Source organism: Proteus sp. TJ1640 (genome assembly GCF_003144445.1).
Classification (GTDB): Bacteria; Pseudomonadota; Gammaproteobacteria; order Enterobacterales; family Enterobacteriaceae; genus Proteus; species Proteus penneri.
This window is the reverse complement of record NZ_PENY01000022.1, coordinates 105,888-125,136: the sequence shown is the minus strand read 5'-3', so window position 1 is coordinate 125,136 and position 19,249 is coordinate 105,888. Positions and strand designations below refer to the sequence as shown.

At 38.6% G+C, this 19,249-nt stretch carries 15 protein-coding genes and 1 riboswitch; of the genes, 10 read left to right on the top strand and 5 right to left on the bottom strand.

Going from position 1 to position 19,249, the window contains the following annotated elements:
- The first annotated feature begins 20 nt into the window (after positions 1 to 20).
- Both glnE and hldE read left to right on the top strand, forming a co-directional pair.
- Positions 21 to 2,861: a bifunctional [glutamate--ammonia ligase]-adenylyl-L-tyrosine phosphorylase/[glutamate--ammonia-ligase] adenylyltransferase gene (glnE, locus tag DK861_RS09945; RefSeq protein ID WP_109399983.1), complete on the top strand. Its 2,841-nt coding sequence runs from the start codon at positions 21 to 23 to the stop codon at positions 2,859 to 2,861.
- A 96-nt stretch (positions 2,862 to 2,957) separates the two neighbouring features.
- Complete coding sequence (gene hldE / locus DK861_RS09940; protein ID WP_072064312.1) at positions 2,958 to 4,382, top strand: bifunctional D-glycero-beta-D-manno-heptose-7-phosphate kinase/D-glycero-beta-D-manno-heptose 1-phosphate adenylyltransferase HldE; 1,425 nt, start codon at positions 2,958 to 2,960, stop codon at positions 4,380 to 4,382.
- 75 nt (positions 4,383 to 4,457) lie between these two features.
- On the opposite strand, the gene DK861_RS09935 is transcribed toward hldE, so the two are convergent.
- Positions 4,458 to 5,162 (bottom strand): GntR family transcriptional regulator, encoded by a 705-nt coding sequence (locus DK861_RS09935; protein WP_109399982.1) that lies wholly within the window; start codon positions 5,160 to 5,162, stop codon positions 4,458 to 4,460.
- A gap of 301 nt (positions 5,163 to 5,463) precedes the next feature.
- Between DK861_RS09935 and DK861_RS09930 the strand changes: the two genes are divergently transcribed.
- Positions 5,464 to 7,092 carry an alpha-glucoside-specific PTS transporter subunit IIBC gene (locus DK861_RS09930; protein WP_109399981.1) on the top strand — a complete coding sequence of 543 codons (1,629 nt, stop codon included), beginning with the start codon at positions 5,464 to 5,466 and terminating at the stop codon, positions 7,090 to 7,092.
- On the top strand, positions 7,092 to 8,414 hold the full coding sequence (locus DK861_RS09925) for a 6-phospho-alpha-glucosidase (RefSeq protein WP_072064309.1): 1,323 nt from the start codon (positions 7,092 to 7,094) through the stop codon (positions 8,412 to 8,414). The genes DK861_RS09930 and DK861_RS09925 overlap by 1 nt, the downstream gene beginning before the upstream one ends.
- A gap of 98 nt (positions 8,415 to 8,512) precedes the next feature.
- Here the strand turns inward: DK861_RS09925 and DK861_RS09920 are convergent, their stop codons facing one another.
- A complete protein-coding gene (locus DK861_RS09920; protein ID WP_072064308.1) occupies positions 8,513 to 8,833 on the bottom strand; it encodes an accessory factor UbiK family protein in 321 nt (106 codons plus the stop codon).
- Between the two features lie 201 nt (positions 8,834 to 9,034).
- A riboswitch (FMN riboswitch) is annotated at positions 9,035 to 9,194 on the top strand.
- 124 nt (positions 9,195 to 9,318) lie between these two features.
- Between DK861_RS09920 and ribB the strand changes: the two genes are divergently transcribed.
- Both ribB and ygiD read left to right on the top strand, forming a co-directional pair.
- Complete coding sequence (gene ribB, locus DK861_RS09915; protein WP_006536009.1) at positions 9,319 to 9,972, top strand: 3,4-dihydroxy-2-butanone-4-phosphate synthase; 654 nt, start codon at positions 9,319 to 9,321, stop codon at positions 9,970 to 9,972.
- A 177-nt stretch (positions 9,973 to 10,149) separates the two neighbouring features.
- Positions 10,150 to 10,935: a 4,5-DOPA dioxygenase extradiol gene (gene ygiD, locus DK861_RS09910; protein ID WP_072064307.1), complete on the top strand. Its 786-nt coding sequence runs from the start codon at positions 10,150 to 10,152 to the stop codon at positions 10,933 to 10,935.
- Positions 10,936 to 11,086: 151 nt separating this feature from the next.
- Here ygiD and DK861_RS09905 read toward each other — a convergent pair whose 3' ends face one another.
- The 3 genes from DK861_RS09905 to tolC all read right to left on the bottom strand — a co-directional run bounded on the left by DK861_RS09905 (position 11,087) and on the right by tolC (position 14,714).
- A complete protein-coding gene (locus DK861_RS09905) occupies positions 11,087 to 12,250 on the bottom strand; it encodes a glutathionylspermidine synthase family protein (protein WP_072064306.1) in 1,164 nt (387 codons plus the stop codon).
- An 8-nt stretch (positions 12,251 to 12,258) separates the two neighbouring features.
- Positions 12,259 to 12,987 carry a DUF1190 family protein gene (locus DK861_RS09900; protein WP_109399980.1) on the bottom strand — a complete coding sequence of 243 codons (729 nt, stop codon included), beginning with the start codon at positions 12,985 to 12,987 and terminating at the stop codon, positions 12,259 to 12,261.
- A 329-nt stretch (positions 12,988 to 13,316) separates the two neighbouring features.
- A complete protein-coding gene (gene tolC / locus DK861_RS09895; RefSeq protein WP_109399979.1) occupies positions 13,317 to 14,714 on the bottom strand; it encodes an outer membrane channel protein TolC in 1,398 nt (465 codons plus the stop codon).
- A gap of 213 nt (positions 14,715 to 14,927) precedes the next feature.
- On the opposite strand from tolC, the gene nudF reads away from it, so the two are divergent.
- From nudF to parE, 4 genes are all read left to right on the top strand, one after another.
- Positions 14,928 to 15,563: an ADP-ribose diphosphatase gene (nudF, locus tag DK861_RS09890; protein WP_109399978.1), complete on the top strand. Its 636-nt coding sequence runs from the start codon at positions 14,928 to 14,930 to the stop codon at positions 15,561 to 15,563.
- A 226-nt stretch (positions 15,564 to 15,789) separates the two neighbouring features.
- Positions 15,790 to 16,629 (top strand): 3',5'-cyclic-AMP phosphodiesterase, encoded by an 840-nt coding sequence (gene cpdA, locus DK861_RS09885; RefSeq protein WP_109399977.1) that lies wholly within the window; start codon positions 15,790 to 15,792, stop codon positions 16,627 to 16,629.
- 3 nt (positions 16,630 to 16,632) lie between these two features.
- A complete protein-coding gene (gene yqiA, locus DK861_RS09880; protein ID WP_109399976.1) occupies positions 16,633 to 17,208 on the top strand; it encodes an esterase YqiA in 576 nt (191 codons plus the stop codon).
- A 123-nt stretch (positions 17,209 to 17,331) separates the two neighbouring features.
- Positions 17,332 to 19,227, top strand: coding sequence for a DNA topoisomerase IV subunit B (gene parE, locus DK861_RS09875; RefSeq protein WP_072064300.1), 1,896 nt, complete (start codon positions 17,332 to 17,334; stop codon positions 19,225 to 19,227).
- Positions 19,228 to 19,249: the final 22 nt, after the last annotated feature.

The window sequence follows — 19,249 nt, the reverse complement described above, 5'->3', positions numbered from 1 at the left end:
GACAACGTGAGAGTCTATTTATGTCTGTTATCAGTGTACTTCAATCATTGTGGGATAAAGCACAGTGTGGTTTTTCTTCTCAACTTAATGCGCTGGCACCTTTTAGTGAACAAGAACAACAATTTCTTGCATTTAGTCCCTTTGCAACCGAGCATTTTCGGGTTAATCCGCAATGGTTGACTGATCTCAGACAAAATCCACCAACCTGTGTCGAATGGCAGAGTTATGAGTCTCAATTAACGGCAAAATTAACCAATATTGATAATGAAGATGATGTAATGCGGATCTTACGCCAATTTCGTCATCAACAATTAGTGCGAATTGCATGGTTACAATTTTTTCAATTAGGCGATATTCCTTGTGTGTTAAAACATTTGAGTGTATTGGCTGAAACATTAATTTGTGTCGCGAGAGATACGCTTTATCAGCAATGTTGCCAACAATGGGGGACGCCTTGTGATAGTGAAGGTAAACCTCAGCCATTACTGATTTTAGGAATGGGGAAATTAGGTGGATTTGAACTTAATTTTTCTTCTGATATCGACTTAATTTTTGCCTATCCTGAAAATGGATTTACGCAAGGTGGACGTCGAGAATTAGATAACGCACAGTTTTTTACTCGCTTAGGTCAAAAGCTTATTAAAGCGCTGGATCAGCATACCATTGATGGTTTTGTCTATCGTGTTGATATGCGACTACGTCCTTTTGGTGAAAGTGGGCCTTTGGTGATGAGCTTTGCGGCGCTGGAAGATTATTACCAAGAGCAAGGGCGAGACTGGGAGCGCTATGCAATGATCAAAGCGCGTGTTTTAGGTGCAGAAAAGAGAGAGTATTGCCAAGTTTTACGGCAAATGTTGCGTCCTTTCGTTTATCGTCGTTATATTGATTTTAGTGTTATTCAATCACTTAGAAATATGAAATCCATGATAAGTCGTGAAGTTCGTCGTCGTGGCATGATTGATAATATAAAATTAGGCTCTGGTGGTATTCGTGAAATTGAATTTATTACTCAAGTTTTCCAGTTAATTCGTGGGGGTAGGGAGCCTGAGTTACAAAACAATTCATTATTAACAGTGCTTAATGTTATCACCAAACTTGAACTGTTAACGTCACAAGAAACCGCCCAATTGTCTGATAGTTATCTTTTCCTTCGTCGATTAGAAAACTTACTGCAATCTATTGGCGATCAACAAACCCAAACTTTACCTGAAAGTGAAGAAGATAAAGCACGGTTAACTTTCGCAATGGGATTTGATGATTGGGATACGCTTTATCAAGAGATTAACCACAAGATGCAGGCTGTTTCCGTGATTTTCACGCAATTAATTGGTGAAGAAGACGAGAACGATGATGAAGATGATATCTCTGAATTTAAACGTCTTTGGTTACTTGGACGCTTACCTGAAACGTCGTCATTATTTCATGAAACATTAACCATTGAAGTGCTTGAGGCTATAAATCAGACGTTGCAGATTTTTCGCCAAGATATTGGCAAGCGGACTATTGGGCCGAGAGGACGCGATGTTCTTGACGCTTTAATGCCAAAACTATTGGCTAAAATTTGCCAGCAACCTCAAACATTAGTCACATTAAAACGGATCACTCCATTGCTATTAAGCATTGTCAGTCGCACGACATATTTAGAGTTGATGCAAGAGTCTGATGAAGTTTTAACACACGTTATTCGATTATGTGCAGCATCTCCGATGATCGCAGAACAATTAGCGCTTCATCCTTTATTGTTAGATGAATTACTTGATCCTAATTCACTCTATCAGCCACTACCTTTAGATGCCTATCGTGATGAATTACGTCAATATTTATTACGTGTACCAGAAGAAGATGAAGAACAACGACTAGAAGCACTGCGCCAATTTAAGCAAGCCCAACTGTTGCGTATTGCTGCGGAAGATATCACAGGTGTATTACCCGTGATGAAAGTTAGCGATCATTTAACCTATTTAGCTGAAGCTATTATTCATGCGGTTGTTCATCAAGCTTGGTCATATATGGTGAAACGTTATGGTGAGCCTGAACATTTAGCTCATCGTGATGGATTGGGCTTTGCGGTGATTGGATACGGCAAATTGGGGGGATGGGAATTAGGCTATAGCTCAGATTTGGACTTGGTTTTTTTATTAGATTGTCCAATGAATATCGTGACAACTGGAGCAAAACAGATCGATGCCCGCCAATTTTATCTTCGTTTAGCACAGCGTATTATCCATTTATTTAGTACCCGAACCTCCTCTGGCGTATTGTATGAAGTCGATGCGCGTTTACGCCCTTCGGGTGAATCAGGAATGTTAGTAAGTACGATCCAAGCTTTCGATGAATATCAGAAAAATGAAGCTTGGACATGGGAACATCAAGCCTTAATTCGCGCCAGAATGATTTATGGTGATGAGCAACTACAACAGATGTTTTCACGTATTCGTCATGAAACGTTGTGCCTCTCTCGTGATGCTGATGTGTTACAAAATGAAGTCCGTGATATGCGTAAAAAAATGGTGCAACATCTTGCACCAACACAAGCAGACAAGTTTGATTTAAAAAACTCATCTGGCGGTATTACCGATATTGAATTTATCGCGCAATATTTAGTATTGCGTTTTTCTCATCAATACCCTGCTTTAACTCGTTGGTCTGATAATGTGCGTATTTTTGAGCTAATGGCAAAGCATCAAGTAATGAATGAAGATGAAGCTCTCGCTTTAACACATGCTTATGTCACTTTGCGTAATGAATTACATCATCTGGCGTTACAAGCATTACCTGCCATTGTGGATAATCATTGTTTTATCGCAGAGCGAGAGTGTGTATTAAAAAGCAAACTGAAGTGGCTTGGTGAACAAGAGTAATGGTTTGTTGGCATGAAGTCTTTATGTGTATCTCTTTTTGCCTAACAAGTTATGGTATTATTTCGGCTTATTTTGAAAATAAATGTGGAGTATGGGATGAAAGTAACGCTGCCGGATTTTAATAAGGCCAATGTGTTGGTTGTCGGTGACGTCATGTTAGACCGCTATTGGTATGGCCCAACAAGTCGAATTTCACCAGAAGCCCCAGTGCCAGTGGTTAAAGTCGATACCACAGAAGAGCGACCAGGCGGTGCCGCAAACGTTGCGATGAATATTGCGTCTCTTGGTGCTAATTCGCGTTTAGTGGGTTTAACAGGTATTGATGAAGCCGCAAAAGCATTGAGTAATACATTAAATCAGGTCAATGTGCGTTGTGATTTTGTCTCTGTTGCGACACATCCAACGATCACAAAATTACGTGTTCTTTCTCGTAATCAGCAATTAATTCGTCTTGATTTTGAAGAAGGGTTTAGCAACGTTGATCCTCAACCTATCTATGAACGAATTCAACAAGCGTTGCCTTCTATTGGCGCTCTGATTTTATCAGATTACGCGAAAGGCGCACTTTCTCATGTTCAAGAAATGATCCAACTGGCAAAAAAAGCGGGTGTACCTGTATTAATTGATCCTAAGGGATCTGATTTTGAACGCTATCGTGGTGCGACGCTATTAACGCCAAATATGTCTGAATTTGAACAAGTCGTTGGGGTATGTAAAACCGATGATGAGCTGGTGGAAAAAGGGACTCAATTAGTTCGAGATTTAGATCTTGAAGCGTTGCTGATCACTCGTTCAGAACGTGGAATGAGCTTACTTCGTGCAAATGAAGCGCCATTGCATTTACCAACCCAAGCACAAGAAGTCTATGATGTTACTGGGGCTGGTGATACGGTAATTGGTGTATTAGCCACCTCTTTAGCTGCTGGCAAACCTTTAAGTGAAGCTTGTTTCCTGGCTAATGCAGCAGCGGGTGTTGTTGTCGGTAAATTAGGAACATCGACAGTATCACCTATTGAACTGGAAAACGCCATTCGTGGTCGTGCTGACAACGGTTTTGGTATAATGGAAGAAGAACAATTAAAACAAGCAGTTGAATTAGCACGTCAGCGCGGTGAGCGTATTGTGATGACTAATGGATGTTTTGATATTCTTCACGCAGGCCATGTTAGTTATTTAGCCAATGCACGAAAATTAGGTGATCGCCTTATTGTCGCTGTAAATAGCGATGCGTCAACAAAGCGTTTAAAAGGTGAAACTCGCCCTGTTAATCCATTAGAGCAACGTATGACAGTGCTTGGCGCTTTAGGTGCAGTAGACTGGGTTGTTGCATTTGAAGAAGATACACCACAGCGCTTAATCGCTTCTGTCTTACCGGATATCTTAGTTAAAGGTGGTGATTATAAACCTGAAGATATCGCGGGTAGTAAAGAAGTTTGGGCTGCAGGCGGTGAAGTAAAAGTGCTAAACTTTGAAGATGGCATTTCTACAACAAATATTATTAATGCGATTAAAAAGAAATAATTAAGCTCTTTTATTAAGTTTAAAAAGCACTCTACGGAGTGCTTTTTTGCTATAGCGATTATTTATTATTAATAACTATTGCTCTCGTTTTAAATGATACTCAACAATATAATCTTGGGTATTTCTATACATTATTGAATAATTTATATAATCACCATTGGTGCTGTATGATAATGTGCTGAGTCTTAATATTGGAATGTTATTCTCTATTTTTAATAATTGACAAATATTGTTGTCTGGTATTATAGGGTGAAATGTCTCGTAACTTCCCGCTATTTTTATTTGGCAAATATTTTCAATAAAATCAAATTTAGAACCTTCTAAATGGGTTAAGGTTAAATTACGAAAATATTTAACAGGCATATAACTATCTTCAACAATAAGTGGTTTATTATCAACGTAACGTATTCTCCTTGAATAAAAAATACGTTCATTTGAATTAATTCGTAGTTTACTGGCGATAGATAAAGGACAGGGAATAACGCTAAATTCTATCACTTCACTTCTTACATTGTGGCCTGTATTTGCCATTAATTCGACAAAGCCTTTTAGGCTAGCATTTTCATGATGAACATCTTTTTCTTTAATATAAGTACCAGAGCCATGTTTTCGTTCTAATAATCCTGCGGTCACTAATAAATCCACCGCTTTACGTATTGTCATTCTCGATACGTTGTATTGTTGTGCTAATGATTTTTCTGCTGGTAAAGGGTCACCAATTTGGTATCCAGCCGAATTTATTTGAATTCTTAGGCTTTTTGCAATGTCTTTGTAGATCACTTTTATACCTCTTTTTACTCTTAAAATCGGCTCTTTTTATTTAATCTATCTGAATATAATCTTTTGATATATAAGAAAATCATTTATAGCTCTAAAATGTGAACGTTATCAAAAAATAAAAAGTGATCTGCCTTTTGACTAAAAATGAGATCACTTTGACTGAAAGATTAGTATGAATCAGATCACGAATAACTCATTTCAGATGAGAGAATAAAGAGAAAAGAATCTAATCTGAATTTACAGAAAAAAAATGAATTAAATAGCATATCGTTTCAGTAGCAGTAAATAAGAGGATATTTTTATGCTCAGTCAAATACAACGATTTGGTGGAGCCATGTTTACTCCTGTCCTGCTATTTCCATTTGCAGGTATTATTGTAGGCATTGCAATTCTATTACAGAATCCATTATTTATTAGTGAAGATTTATTAAGACCCGATAGTTTATTTTCCCAAATTGTTCATATTATTGAAGAAGGGGGATGGACTGTTTTTCGTAATATGCCTCTTATTTTTGCAATTGGCTTACCAATCGGTTTAGCTAAAACTGCACAAGCAAGAGCTTGTCTTGCTGTAATGGTAAGTTTTCTCACTTGGAATTATTTTATTAATGCAATGGGAATAGTTTGGGGCAGTTATTTCGGCGTAGATTTTACAAATGAAATTGGCGGAAATAGTGGCTTAACAATGATAGCTGGAATTAAAACATTAGATACCAGTATTATTGGGGCAATTATTATTGCGGGTATAGTTACCGGTATTCATAATCGTTATTTCGATAAACAACTTCCTGTCTTTTTAGGTATATTTCAAGGAACATCTTATGTTGTATTAATTAGTTTTTTTGTGATGTTACCTTTATCGTGGATAACATTATTTTTCTGGCCTAAAGTGCAAATTGGTATTCAATCTTTGCAAGTATTTATGGTTGAATCTGGCTCTTTAGGTGTTTGGATATATACCTTTCTTGAACGTATTTTAATTCCTACTGGCTTACATCACTTTATTTATGGTCCTTTTATTTTTGGTCCTGCTGTCACTGAACATGGTATTCAAGTTGATTGGGCTCAAAATATGCAATATTTCAGTCAAAGCACCCAATCTTTAAAAGAGTTATTTCCTGAAGGTGGCTTTGCTTTACATGGCAACAGCAAAGTCTTTGGTTCTATTGGTATAGCACTTGCTCTTTATTTTACTGCTGCACCTAAAAATAGAGCCAAAATTGCAGGTTTACTTATACCCTCTGCATTGACCGCGGTATTTGTGGGAATAACAGAACCGTTAGAGTTTACATTCTTATTTATCTCTCCGTTATTGTTTGCCATTCATGCCGTGTTAGCCGCCACATTAGCGACAACGCTTTATCACTTTGGCGTTGTCGGAAATATGGGTGGGGGGATCATCGATAATTTTCTACCTATGAATTGGATCCCAATGTTCCATAACCATTACGGGATGATTATTACACAAATAGTCATAGGCCTTATTTTTACAATGATTTGGTTTGTGGTGTTTAGAACATTAATTATCAAACTTAATTTAAAAACACCAGGTCGTGAAGAAGATGATGAAGAGATCAAGCTTTATAGCAAACAAGATTATAAAAATAAAAAGTCACAAACTTCAGATAGTTCAAAAACAGAAAAAGAAGACCGCAAACTCGCCCTTCCTAAAGGCATTCTTGAAGGCCTAGGGGGAAGTAAAAATATCAAATCTTTAAATAACTGTGCAACACGTTTACGTATTGAAGTGATAGATAACGAGATAGTTGAAACGGATGCCTATTTTAAAGGGCTCGGTGTACATGGTGTGGTGCGTAAAGGTCATGCATTACAAATCATTATCGGGCTACACGTTTCTCAAGTGAGAGACAAAATTGAACAACTTATGAAAGAAGATACACAAAATATCACCTTGTCGGAGGCTATATAATGAAGAAGTTCTCAGTCGTAATTGCAGGTGGCGGTAGTACATTTACACCCGGTATTATTTTGATGCTACTGGAAAATTTAAAACGTTTTCCATTAAGAGCCATCAAATTTTATGACAATGATGCCGAGCGGCAAGAAACCATTGCTAAAGCTTGTGAAATAATTCTTACTGAAAAAGCACCTGAAATTGAATTTTGCTATACCACAGATCCTAAAACTGCTTTCACGGATGTTGATTTTGTTATGGCTCATATTCGTGTTGGTAAATATCCAATGCGTGAAAAAGATGAAAAAATTCCTTTACGCCATGGCGTATTAGGACAAGAAACCTGTGGGCCTGGTGGTATCGCTTATGGTATGCGCTCTATTGGTGGAGTATTAGAATTGGTTGAATATATGGAAAAATATTCACCAAATGCATGGATGCTAAATTATTCTAACCCAGCAGCAATTGTCGCTGAAGCTACTCGCCGTTTAAAACCTAATGCGAAGATCTTAAATATTTGTGATATGCCAATTGGCATTGAATCACGTATGGCACAAATTGCAGGATTAAAATCACGCAAAGAGATGCGAGTCCGTTACTACGGTTTAAATCACTTTGGTTGGTGGACTCAGGTCGAAGATTTGCAAGGTAATGATTTACTGCCGGTTATTCGTAAACATGTTGCCGAACATGGATATATTCCAAAAGTGGCGGGTGAGCCGGTTGAAGCTAGTTGGAATGATACATTCGGTAAAGCAAAAGATGTGTGGGCGTTAGATCCATCAACGATGCCAAACACTTACTTGAAGTATTATCTATTCCCAGATTATGTCGTTGCGCATTCTGATCCTCATCATACTCGTGCGAATGAAGTGATGGAGCACAGAGAAAAGAATGTATTTAGTGCTTGTCGAGCCATTACAGCCGCTGGTAAATCATCAGCAGGTCATCTTGAAATAGATGAACATGCCTCTTACATTGTCGATCTTGCAACGGCTATCGCGTTTAATACTCAAGAAAGAATGTTGCTGATCGTTCCTAATAACGGTTCAATTATTAATTTTGATCCTGAAGCAATGGTGGAGATCCCTTGTATTGTCGGAAGCCATGGGCCAGAGCCTTTAGTCATGGGTAAAATTCCATTATTCCAAAAAGGGATGATGAGCCAACAAGTTGCAGTTGAAAAATTAGTAGTAGAAGCATGGATTGAAAAATCTTATTTGAAACTTTGGCAGGCGATTACAATGTCTAAAACAGTACCTAGTGCGACTGTTGCAAAAGCAATTTTAGATGATTTAATTGAAGCGAATAAAGACTATTGGCCAGAATTAAAATAGTTGTTAATAACGATATTTAGTAGATAAAAAATAACCCTGTGTCTTTGTGAGATACAGGGTTTTTGCTTTATGGCTTAAATAAGCAATAAAGTCATTGACTAAGCTTTATTTTCTGCTGGAGTTTCTACCACAATTTCAACCTCTTCAACTTGGGCAACTTCAGCTTGAGGTTTTGCCTGCAGACTCGCTTCTAGCTCATTTAAACGTTGTTCTAAACGATTAAGTTTTTCACGAGTGCGTAATAAGACTTGAGTTTGTACATCAAACTCTTCGCGATTGACTAAATCCAATTTGTTTAATTGAGATTGCAGAACAGTGCGGATTTTTTTATCAATATCATCACCAAAATCTTTAACGCCTTGTGGCAGTACGTTTTGGATTTGGCGCGCGACTTGTTCAAGTTTTTTCGGGTCCAACATGGGAAATCCTCACAAATAAAATAGAAAGCTGAGGTTAAGTGTAATATGAGGACAGAGGGAATAAAACTAGATATCAATATTATTGTTACTTTTTATTATAAATCGTTAAATAACCGTATGTCATAAAATGATTATGTGATGAAACAAAGATTGTCGCCGATTGATGATTGCCTCTTATAATTTTAAAGCGTATAGTTTCACCGTTAATCTCAGGGCGGGGTGAAAGTCCCCACCGGCGGTAGATACCTGAATACATAGGTAAAGCCCGCGAGCGCTTTGTGTTGTTATTGTAATGCAAAGGTCAGCAGATCCAGTGTAATTCTGGAGCCGACAGTTAAAGTCTGGATGGGAGAGAATAAAATAGCATCAGTAGGATCATTGTATCTATTCCTGTTGTTTCTGCTTGTGTTTTTATTAAGCAGAGATCCACTCCTAAGACTGCCCTGATTCTGGTAACTTTCATTAATTATTGAGGTTTTTTTACCATGAATCAGACGCTACTTTCCGAATTCGGTAATCCATTTGAGCGTGTTGAACTTGCTCTAGAAGCCCTTCGTGCGGGTAAAGGCGTGATGGTGCTCGACGACGAGAATCGCGAAAATGAAGGCGATATGGTTTTCGCCGCAGAAACAATGACTACAGAACAAATGGCGATGTCTATTCGTCATGGTAGTGGTATTGTTTGTTTATGCATTACAGAAGAACGTCGTCAACAACTTGATTTGCCTATGATGGTGGAGAATAACACCAGTCATTTTCATACGGCATTTACAGTAACGATTGAAGCAGCACAAGGTGTAACAACAGGTGTTTCAGCATCTGATCGTTTAACCACAGTACGTGCAGCCGCCGCTGACAATGCAAAACCAAGTGATTTAAATCGCCCAGGTCATGTATTCCCATTACGTGCTCAACCTGGTGGTGTATTAACGCGTGGCGGACACACAGAAGCATCAATTGATTTAGCAACTTTAGCTGGTTTTAAACCTGTTGCAGTGTTATGTGAATTAACCAATGACGATGGCACAATGGCAAGAGCACCAGAAGTGATTACTTTTGCTAAAAAGCACAATATGCCAGTGTTAACTATTGAAGATTTAGTGGCTTATCGTCTTCGTAAGGAGAAAAAAGCTGGCTGAAATTAACATGTTATAACCGACACTGAAAACACACACACACACTTATTTAAGCCACTTAAGGAAACTTAGGTGGCTTTTTTCATATTTTTTGAATAACTATTTCATACTTCTTTGACTATATTTCAAGTAATAAGGCAGTATGCTTATACGATAAGAACACTTGCCATAGAGGTGGTTATGGAAACAAAAATGATGCCAGCACTGTTTATTGGGCATGGTAGTCCAATGAATGTATTAGAAGATAATACATATACTCGCCTCTGGTCAGAATTAGGGGAAACGCTTCCTCAACCTAAAGCGATTTTAGTGATTTCAGCCCATTGGTATACTGATGGAACGTATGTAACGGCAATGTCGCAACCAAAGACAATTCATGATTTTTATGGATTTCCACCAGAATTGTATGCAATAGAGTATCCAGCGCGAGGCTCGATAGGTTTAGCCGCACTAATTGAAGATCTGATTGATCCGATTAAATTAAAACTCGATATGGATCAATGGGGATTAGATCATGGAAGTTGGGGAATACTTGAAAAAATGTATCCCAACGCAAATATTCCAGTTGTTCAATTAAGCATTGATGCACGTCAATCGGCACAATGGCATTATGAATTAGGGCAAAAGCTGGTTGAATTGCGTAAAGAAGGTGTCTTAATTATTGGTAGCGGTAATATCGTTCATAATTTAAGAATGATGGATTGGCAAAACAGCGACGCAACGCCTTATCCTTGGGCATTGGCTTTTAATGAGGCAGTCGAAAATAGTTTACAAAGCGATAAGGTACCAGAAGCGTTATTTACGATTTTATCAACAGAAGAAGGGCGATTGTCACATCCTACTCCCGATCATTTTTTGCCTGCTTTGTATCTATTAGGTTTAAAACAAGCGGGTGAAAAGGTAACAGTGTTGAATAATGATATTGTGAATAAATCATTAAGTATGATGACGTTTCAAATTGGATAAAACCATCCAATAAAACCTATTGATATAAGTAAAAGGCTAAATTCATTTTATGGGATTTAGCCTTTTTTACTAATAACGAAACCTATTTTGAATAAAAAACACCTTACTGCTTATCAGCAATAAGGTGCTCAATATAATTTTAAGATTTCTATTAATCTAAAATAATATGTGGATAGAAGCGTGAAAGATCTTGCGTGATAAGCTCTCTATCTTCTCTGATGCAAATACCTGCAGATTGGTCGTTAACCAGCCAGCTACCAATTAATGTATAGCTATCGCCAAATTTTGGCAGTGGGTGGAAATCCTGAACAATAAAGCCTTCTTCACCGTAAGGACCATCTGCGACAGCAATATCTTTGCCGTTTTCAACAATGCGAATATTTGCACCTTCACGTGAAAACAGTGGCTTGATAACATAACGTGATAATGAATCAGGCGCTTTACCCTCATAAAAATAAGCAGGTAGCAGATTGGGATGATTAGGGAACATTTCCCAAAGCATTGGTAATAATGCTTTATTTGAGATAATGCTCTTCCAAGAAGGCTCTAACCAACGAATACCCGCATCAGCCAGTTTAGTTGAGAAGTCTTCGCGGAACATAAATTCCCAAGGGTAAAGCTTAAACATGTTGCTGATTATCTGATCTTGCAGATCAGTTAATTCACCACGTTCACCTAAACCGAGATCTTCAATAAAGACAAAGTCAGTTGTGACTTCTGCTTCTTCAGCACAATCTTGTAAGTATTGAACGGTACCACGATCTTCTTGCGTATCTTGGCAACAAGACATATGCAGATAACGCATTCCGTATTGATCACGAAGCTCTGCAAAACGATCAATCAACTTTTCTTGTATGCTATTAAATTGATCGGCATTTTGCGGTAAACGACCTGCATTGACTTGATCTTCAAGCCAGATCCATTGAAAAAAAGCAGATTCATACAATGAAGTTGGTGTGTCTGCATTATTTTCTAACAGTTTTGCCGGACTTTTACCGTCATACGCTAAATCAAGACGTGAATAGAGCGAAGGTTGAGACGATTTCCATGAATCACGTACAAAATCCCAACAGTGACGAGGGATTTGAAAACGAGTCAGCAACTCTTCGCTATTAGCCACTTTATCAGCGACTTGTAAACACATCTGATGCAGCTCTTCTGTTGTTTCTTCTAACGTTTCAACCTCTTCCATTGAGAATTGATAATAAGCATCTTCAGACCAATAAGGCTCGCCATACATTGTATGAAAGTTAAAGCCAAATTCAGTTGCTTTTTCACGCCAATCCGGGCGTTCAATGATATTTTCGCGTTTCATGGTTTTAATTAACCACCTGAACGATAAGAAGATGAACCGGTTGAACTACGGTTATTATTCGTAGCATTGGCACGTTGAGCTGCAGCTTGTCTTGAAACCGTATTACCAAAGCCACCACGTGTTATTGTTGAGGTTGTTGATGGTTTTGGTGTCATGGCTGTTTTTGGTACGTTCATTTGACGCCCACCAACCGCAGGACCATAGTTACGGCCTGTCGCATCCACAAATTTCCCGTTTGCAGGGCTTGTTGGATTACGCGAACTAAACAGTGGTTGTGCTGGTGCGCCACCCCCCATTAAGCGACCCATCATATAACCCGCCATTAATGGCATAAAGAAGCTACCACCGGAGTTAGCTTGGGCCATTTGTGAGCTGTCTGGGTTTAAATTATTGGCATTTTCAGTACTCACAGCTTGCCCATCAATCGACGCTGTTTGTGTACATTGAGCATCACCGAATTCAGCTACACAGTCTTCTAATGTTGCGTATTTAGGTGCTGTACGTTGTGCCTCTTGTAATGCAGTACGATAAGAGTCTTCACACTGTGCTGCTTGTGAAGGATTCGCTTGAGCACATTCTTGTGCATTCATATACAGTGAAACTGTCTCATCGCTCTCTTCACATCCTGAAAGCGCGAATACAGCAGTGATGGCGATTGCAACAGGCGCCAGACGATAAGGACGGAATGCTTTACGGAAAGCATCTCGATTAATCGATTTGGTACGTTTCATTGGCATATTGGTAAGATCCATAAAAGGTAACACGTTCAAAATAAAAGCTAGGATAGGTTAAATAGTCTAGAAAATAAATAAGAAACGCCTAATCATCAGGGATAACCAGAAATTTGTGATCTTTATAAGGTTAAGAATAATGAAATTAGGTGAATCTTCTCTTTTTAACCTAATTGTGATTAAGCTATTTGTTAATACAAGAATATAGATATTGTTGAGATCTTAATTTAGGCCATAACATGATATTTTAATGTTAAGAATAAACATAAAAAAACCGCTTATCAGTTTATTGCTGAAAGCGGTTTTTTATAAGTGGCTAAATTCTTAATTCATGATCACGGTGCAACGTTAAGAGCAGGGCTTGTTAACGAGCGAATAATGCTATCTGGTGAAGTAGAAACTTCTGCACCCAGTGTATTATTTAACTGAATTAAGTCATTTTCATTTAATGTGCCACGTGCATATTCAATATTTAGTTGGTTAATTAAATAGTCATAACGTGCGTTGGATAATTTTTGTTTTGCATCATAAAGTGTTGTTGTGGCATTTAACACATCAACAATAGTACGAGTACCCACTTGATAACCCGCTTCAGTTGCATCTAATGAACTTTGTGCAGAAACAACAACTTGTTGATACGCTTTGATGCTACTGATTGATGCAGAAATATTGTTATAAGAAGAACGTGCGATTTGGACAATAGAACGATAAACCGATTCTAATTGTTCGCTTGCACTCGTAAAACCATATTGTGCTTGTTCAACTTGTGAGCTTGTTCTGCCACCTGTATACAGAGGAATACTAACAGACAGACCAATACTATTTTGACCACTGTAACTATTGCGACTAGTGTTAGGCGTTACAGGAGGTAATGCGCTACCGTGACTATGGCTATTGGATACGCCAGTTGATGCATTTAAATCTACGGTTGGTAAGTGACCAGATTGCGCTAAACGAATATTTTCGCGCGCTAAATCTTGGCCTAAACGTGCACTTAATAAACTTAAGTTACGTTCTTCAGCATCTTTTAACAGTTTCTCAATAGAGTCTGGTGATGTTGTTGAAAAACGGCTGATATTGAGTGATGCCAGATTAATGTAATAAATACCACTGACTTGGCGTAGTTTCTCTAATGCGTTATCTAATTGGTTACGGCCAACCACTTCTTGTGCCAGTACGCTATCATAATTTGCACGCGCATTTTGTACGTCAGTAATAGCCACTAAACCTACGTTAAAACGTTGAGTTGTTTGATCTAACTGACGGTAAACTTGTTCTTTTTGCGCTTCAATAAATGATAATGAATCAATAGCACGTAAAACATCAAAGTAAGCGGTCGCGGTGTCTAAAATCAGCTTTTGCTGACTTGTTTGATAAGTCACATCGCTCATACCCGCTGTTTTTTCTTGTAGGTTTAACTGGCGCCATAATGACATGTTAAACACACTTTGAGTTAGCGTTAAACTTGCACCAATAGAATTGGATTCGGTGTTGTTATTATCGCGGTAGCCGCTTTTATAATCGGCAGAGGCACCTAATCCTAATTGGGGTAATAATGAGCCACGAGCTTCATTAATTTTTTCAAAAGCTTGATTTCGTTCAGCTAATGACTTGCGTAACTCAGGGTTACTGTCCTTTGCTTTTTGATAAACTTGAAGCAGATCCTCAGCCTGACTTGCAGTGCTGAATCCTGCCAAACTCATCGTGACCAAAAGAGAGAGCAGTTTTTTCATTTTAATTCCTTGTTGCAACAGTTTCGCTGAGTTGCCTCTGTTAATCTTGATTGGGGATAATTCTAGCAGATTGTTTCCCTAAGTAGGGGTAGCCATTTGTGCCATATCCTTTTATTTTAGATTAACTTTACATGAATTGTTGGCAAATTTCTTTAAATCTGTATTAAACATAAGCAATAAAAAGACTCTTAAATATAACTTAAGGAACATTGTATGAAGAAAAGGGAAAATACACCATTTTTATACGGCCGTGAAGACGTGAAATTGCTCAATCAAAAAGATTTATATAAAGGCTTTTTCCGTATGACTGAGTACCGCTTCAAACATCGCCTTTTTGAAGGCGGATGGAGTGAAGAAGTCAAACGTGAAGTCTTTGAGCGAGGCAATGCGGGTGTTTTGTTAGCTTATGATGCTAAACGTGATGAAGTGGTATTAATTGAGCAAATTCGTATTCCTGCGTATGAAACCAGTGAGACACCTTGGTTGCTAGAAGTGATTGCGGGTATGGTTGAACAAGGCGAAAGCCCAGAAGACGTTGTTAGACGCGAAGCCCAAGAAGAAGCGGGCGTTATTGTTGGGCGATGTGAGTCAATTATTAGTTATCTTTCTAGTCCTGGTGGCACTAGCGAAAGAATGCATGTTTATGTCGGTGAAGTTGATGCAACAACAGCAAAAGGTATTCATGGATTAGTGTGTGAAAATGAAGATATTCGTGTTCATGTTGTTAGCAGAGAACAAGCTTATCGTTGGGTTGAAGAGGGCGTGATTGACAATGCTGCATCCGTCATTGCACTTCAATGGTTACAACTTCATCATGTTGAGTTAAGAAAGCGTTGGTCGGTAATTTAATATATTAATCAATCTTTAAAGGGTGTTTTTAGTAATATTATCAAGTAGAGTAACTATCTCTAAGTGTACGATATCAAATGAATTAAATTGTAAAAAGAAGTGAAAAAAACGTGATTGAAAGCGAGAATATTTCTCACTAATCTTTTGAAATGTGTATTGGTTGGCAGATCTTTACTACGAAAATACGTTAACATAACGGCTAATGAGAGTGAAACAAGGAAACCTTTTGGAAAGCCAGCTTGAATTATCGGTGAAACACAAAAACACCGTAAGAATATTACAAATCACAGACACCCACCTCTTTGCTAATGTGGAAGACACTTTGCTGGGCATAAATACTTATCGTAGCTACCATGCGGTATTAAATGCGATTAGAGAGCAGGGTCTTGATGTTGACTTGATTGTAGCAACAGGTGATTTAGTTCAAGATCAAACCTTTGAAGCTTATCAGCATTTTGCGGATGGCATTGCAACGTTAACACCACCTTGTGTTTGGTTGCCAGGTAATCATGACTATCAACCTGCGATGATTGATGCTTTAAATCAGGCAGGCGTTTTGTCAGCTAAACAAGTGTTGATTGGTGATAATTGGCAAATGCTGTTATTAGATAGCCAAATTCAAGGCGTTCCTCATGGTGAATTATCAGATTGTCAATTAGATTGGCTAACACGCTGTCTCGAAAGTCAAAAGCACAGAGATACGATTATCTTGTTGCATCATCATCCTATGCCGTCAGGGTGTACATGGTTAGATCAACACAGCTTAAGAAATTCTCAAGAATTGGCTGAGCGTTTAAGAGAGCACTCTCAAGTAAAAATGATGCTTTGTGGTCACATTCATCAAGAAATGGATGAAATGTGGAATGGTATTCGTTTGTTGGCGACACCTTCTACGTGCATTCAATTTCGCCCTCATTGTACTAATTTTACATTAGATACTGTTTCTCCAGGCTGGCGCTATTTGGAAATGTCACTTTTATCTGATGAGAAGGGCAGAATTGAAACACAAGTTTACCGTTTAGAGGGGACTGAATTTTGTCCTGATCTTGATGCGGATGGCTATTAAGTCATGCCTCGTATTCTCTATTTACATGGCTTTAATAGCTCACCAAAATCAGCAAAGGCACAGGCTTTTCGTCAATGGCTTGAAGTAACACATCCTGAAATTGAATTGTTAGTACCTCAATTGCCACCTTACCCTCAAGAAGCTGCTCAGCTAATTGAATCGTTAGCTAAAGAGAGCGTAGATGACAAGCTTGGATTAATTGGCTCATCATTAGGTGGCTACTTATCGATCTGGCTATCTCAACGTTTTAATTTACCTGCTGTTGTTGTTAATCCTGCGATCCGTCCTTTTGATCTCTTACAAAATTTCTTGGGTGAAAACGAAAATCCCTATACACATCAAAAGTATAGATTAGAACCTCATCATATGGATGAGTTACTTGCCTTGCGTATTCCCGTAATTACATCACCCGAACTTATTTGGTTGCTTCAACAAACTGGAGATGAAATACTTGATTATCGTCAAGCTGTCTCATATCTTGGCGCGTGTAGGCAAACCGTAGAATCGGATGGAAATCACGCATTTGTGGGTTTTGAACGTTTTTTTCCGAAAATTATTCAATTTTTAAAGATAATTTAGTCTTTCGGTTAATTAACCTGTAAAACATAGGTTGATATATCTATCCGAAAATTAATATCATATTGCCGCAAACACCTGTTATTATAAACAGTATTTTCTAACAGCGAACCGCAGATTAAAACAATGACTCAATCAAGTTATAACGCAAAGGATATTGAGGTTCTTAATGGTCTAGAGCCTGTACGTCGCCGTCCAGGGATGTATACAGATACAACAAGACCGAACCATTTGGCACAGGAAGTGATAGATAATAGCGTGGACGAGGCGCTTGCGGGACACGCATCGAAGGTCGATGTCATTTTATATGCAGATCAATCTATCGAAGTTATCGATAATGGGCGAGGAATGCCTGTCGATATTCACCCAGAACTTAAGGTCTCTGCTATCGAGTTAATCCTTGCTCACCTTCACGCCGGAGGAAAATTCTCTAATAAAAACTATCAATTTTCTGGCGGGTTGCATGGTGTGGGGATCTCGGTAGTTAACGCCCTCTCAAAGCGTATTGAAGTAACTGTTCGTCGTGATGGTAAAATTTACCAAATTGCCTTTGAAAATGGCGATAAAGTTGAAGAGTTGCATGAGATTGGCACCTGTGCAAAACGAGATACAGGAACGAGTGTGCATTTTTGGCCTGATGGCGCCTATTTTGATGTTCCTCGTTTTTCTTCTAAAAGCTTATCTCATGTATTAAAAGCTAAAGCGGTATTATGCCCGGGCGTGAATGTTTCTTTTGTCGATAAAGTAAACAATACTCAAGAAAATTGGTGTTACGCTGATGGTTTAACCGATTATTTAAGTGAAGCTGTTGCTGAATTTGTTCGCCTTCCTGAAGAGCCGTTTACAGGCAAATTTGAAGGGGATAATGAAGCCGTTGAATGGTCTATGTTATGGCTACCTGAAGGTGGTGATCTACTCACTGAAAGCTATGTTAACTTAATTCCGACGGTTCAAGGTGGTACACACGTAAATGGTTTACGCCAAGGTGTGTTAGATGCAATGCGTGAATTTTGTGAATTCCGTAATTTGCTACCAAGAGGTCTTAAGTTAACCGCGGATGATACATGGGAGCGTTGCGCTTATGTATTATCAGTGAAAATGCAAGATCCTCAATTTGCAGGGCAAACCAAAGAGCGACTCTCTTCAAGACAAACCAGTGCATTTGTTGCAAATGCGGTAAAAAACGCTTTTAGCTTATGGCTAAATCAAAACGTTCAAGTCGGTGAATTACTTGCTGAAATGGCGATTAGTAGCGCGCAACGTCGTATGCGAGCAGCTAAAAAAGTGGTGAGAAAGAAACTCACTTCAGGGCCAGCATTGCCGGGTAAATTGGCTGATTGTACTTCTCAAGATTTACGTTACACCGAGCTATTTTTGGTCGAAGGGGACTCTGCAGGAGGTTCTGCTAAACAAGCTCGAGATCGTGAATATCAAGCGATTATGCCTTTGCGCGGTAAGATCCTAAATACATGGGAAGTCTCTTCAGATGAAGTGTTAGCGTCACAAGAAGTCCATGATATTTCGGTTGCAATTGGTATGGATCCTGATAGCGATGATTTAAGCCAACTGCGTTACGGTAAAATTTGTATTCTTGCGGATGCGGACTCGGATGGTTTACATATCGCAACTTTATTGTGTGCTTTATTTGTGCGCCATTTCCCAGCTCTTGTTAAGGAAGGGCACGTTTATATGGCGATGCCACCACTTTACCGTATCGACTTAGGTAAAGAAGTTCATTATGCCCTTGATGAATCAGAAAAAAATGCCATTTTACAACGTTTAAGTCGTAAAAAAGGAAAGCCTAACGTACAGCGCTTTAAAGGTTTGGGTGAGATGAACCCGCTTCAACTGCGTGAAACAACGCTTGATCCTAATACGCGTCGTTTAGTGCAATTGGTGATTGATGATGAAAATTATCAAGAAACCCTAGGCATGATGGATATGTTGTTAGCGAAGAAACGCTCTGAAGATCGCCGAAATTGGTTACAAGAGAAGGGCGATGAAGTTGACATCGAAGTGTAATGGATACCACAAGAGTCTGAGG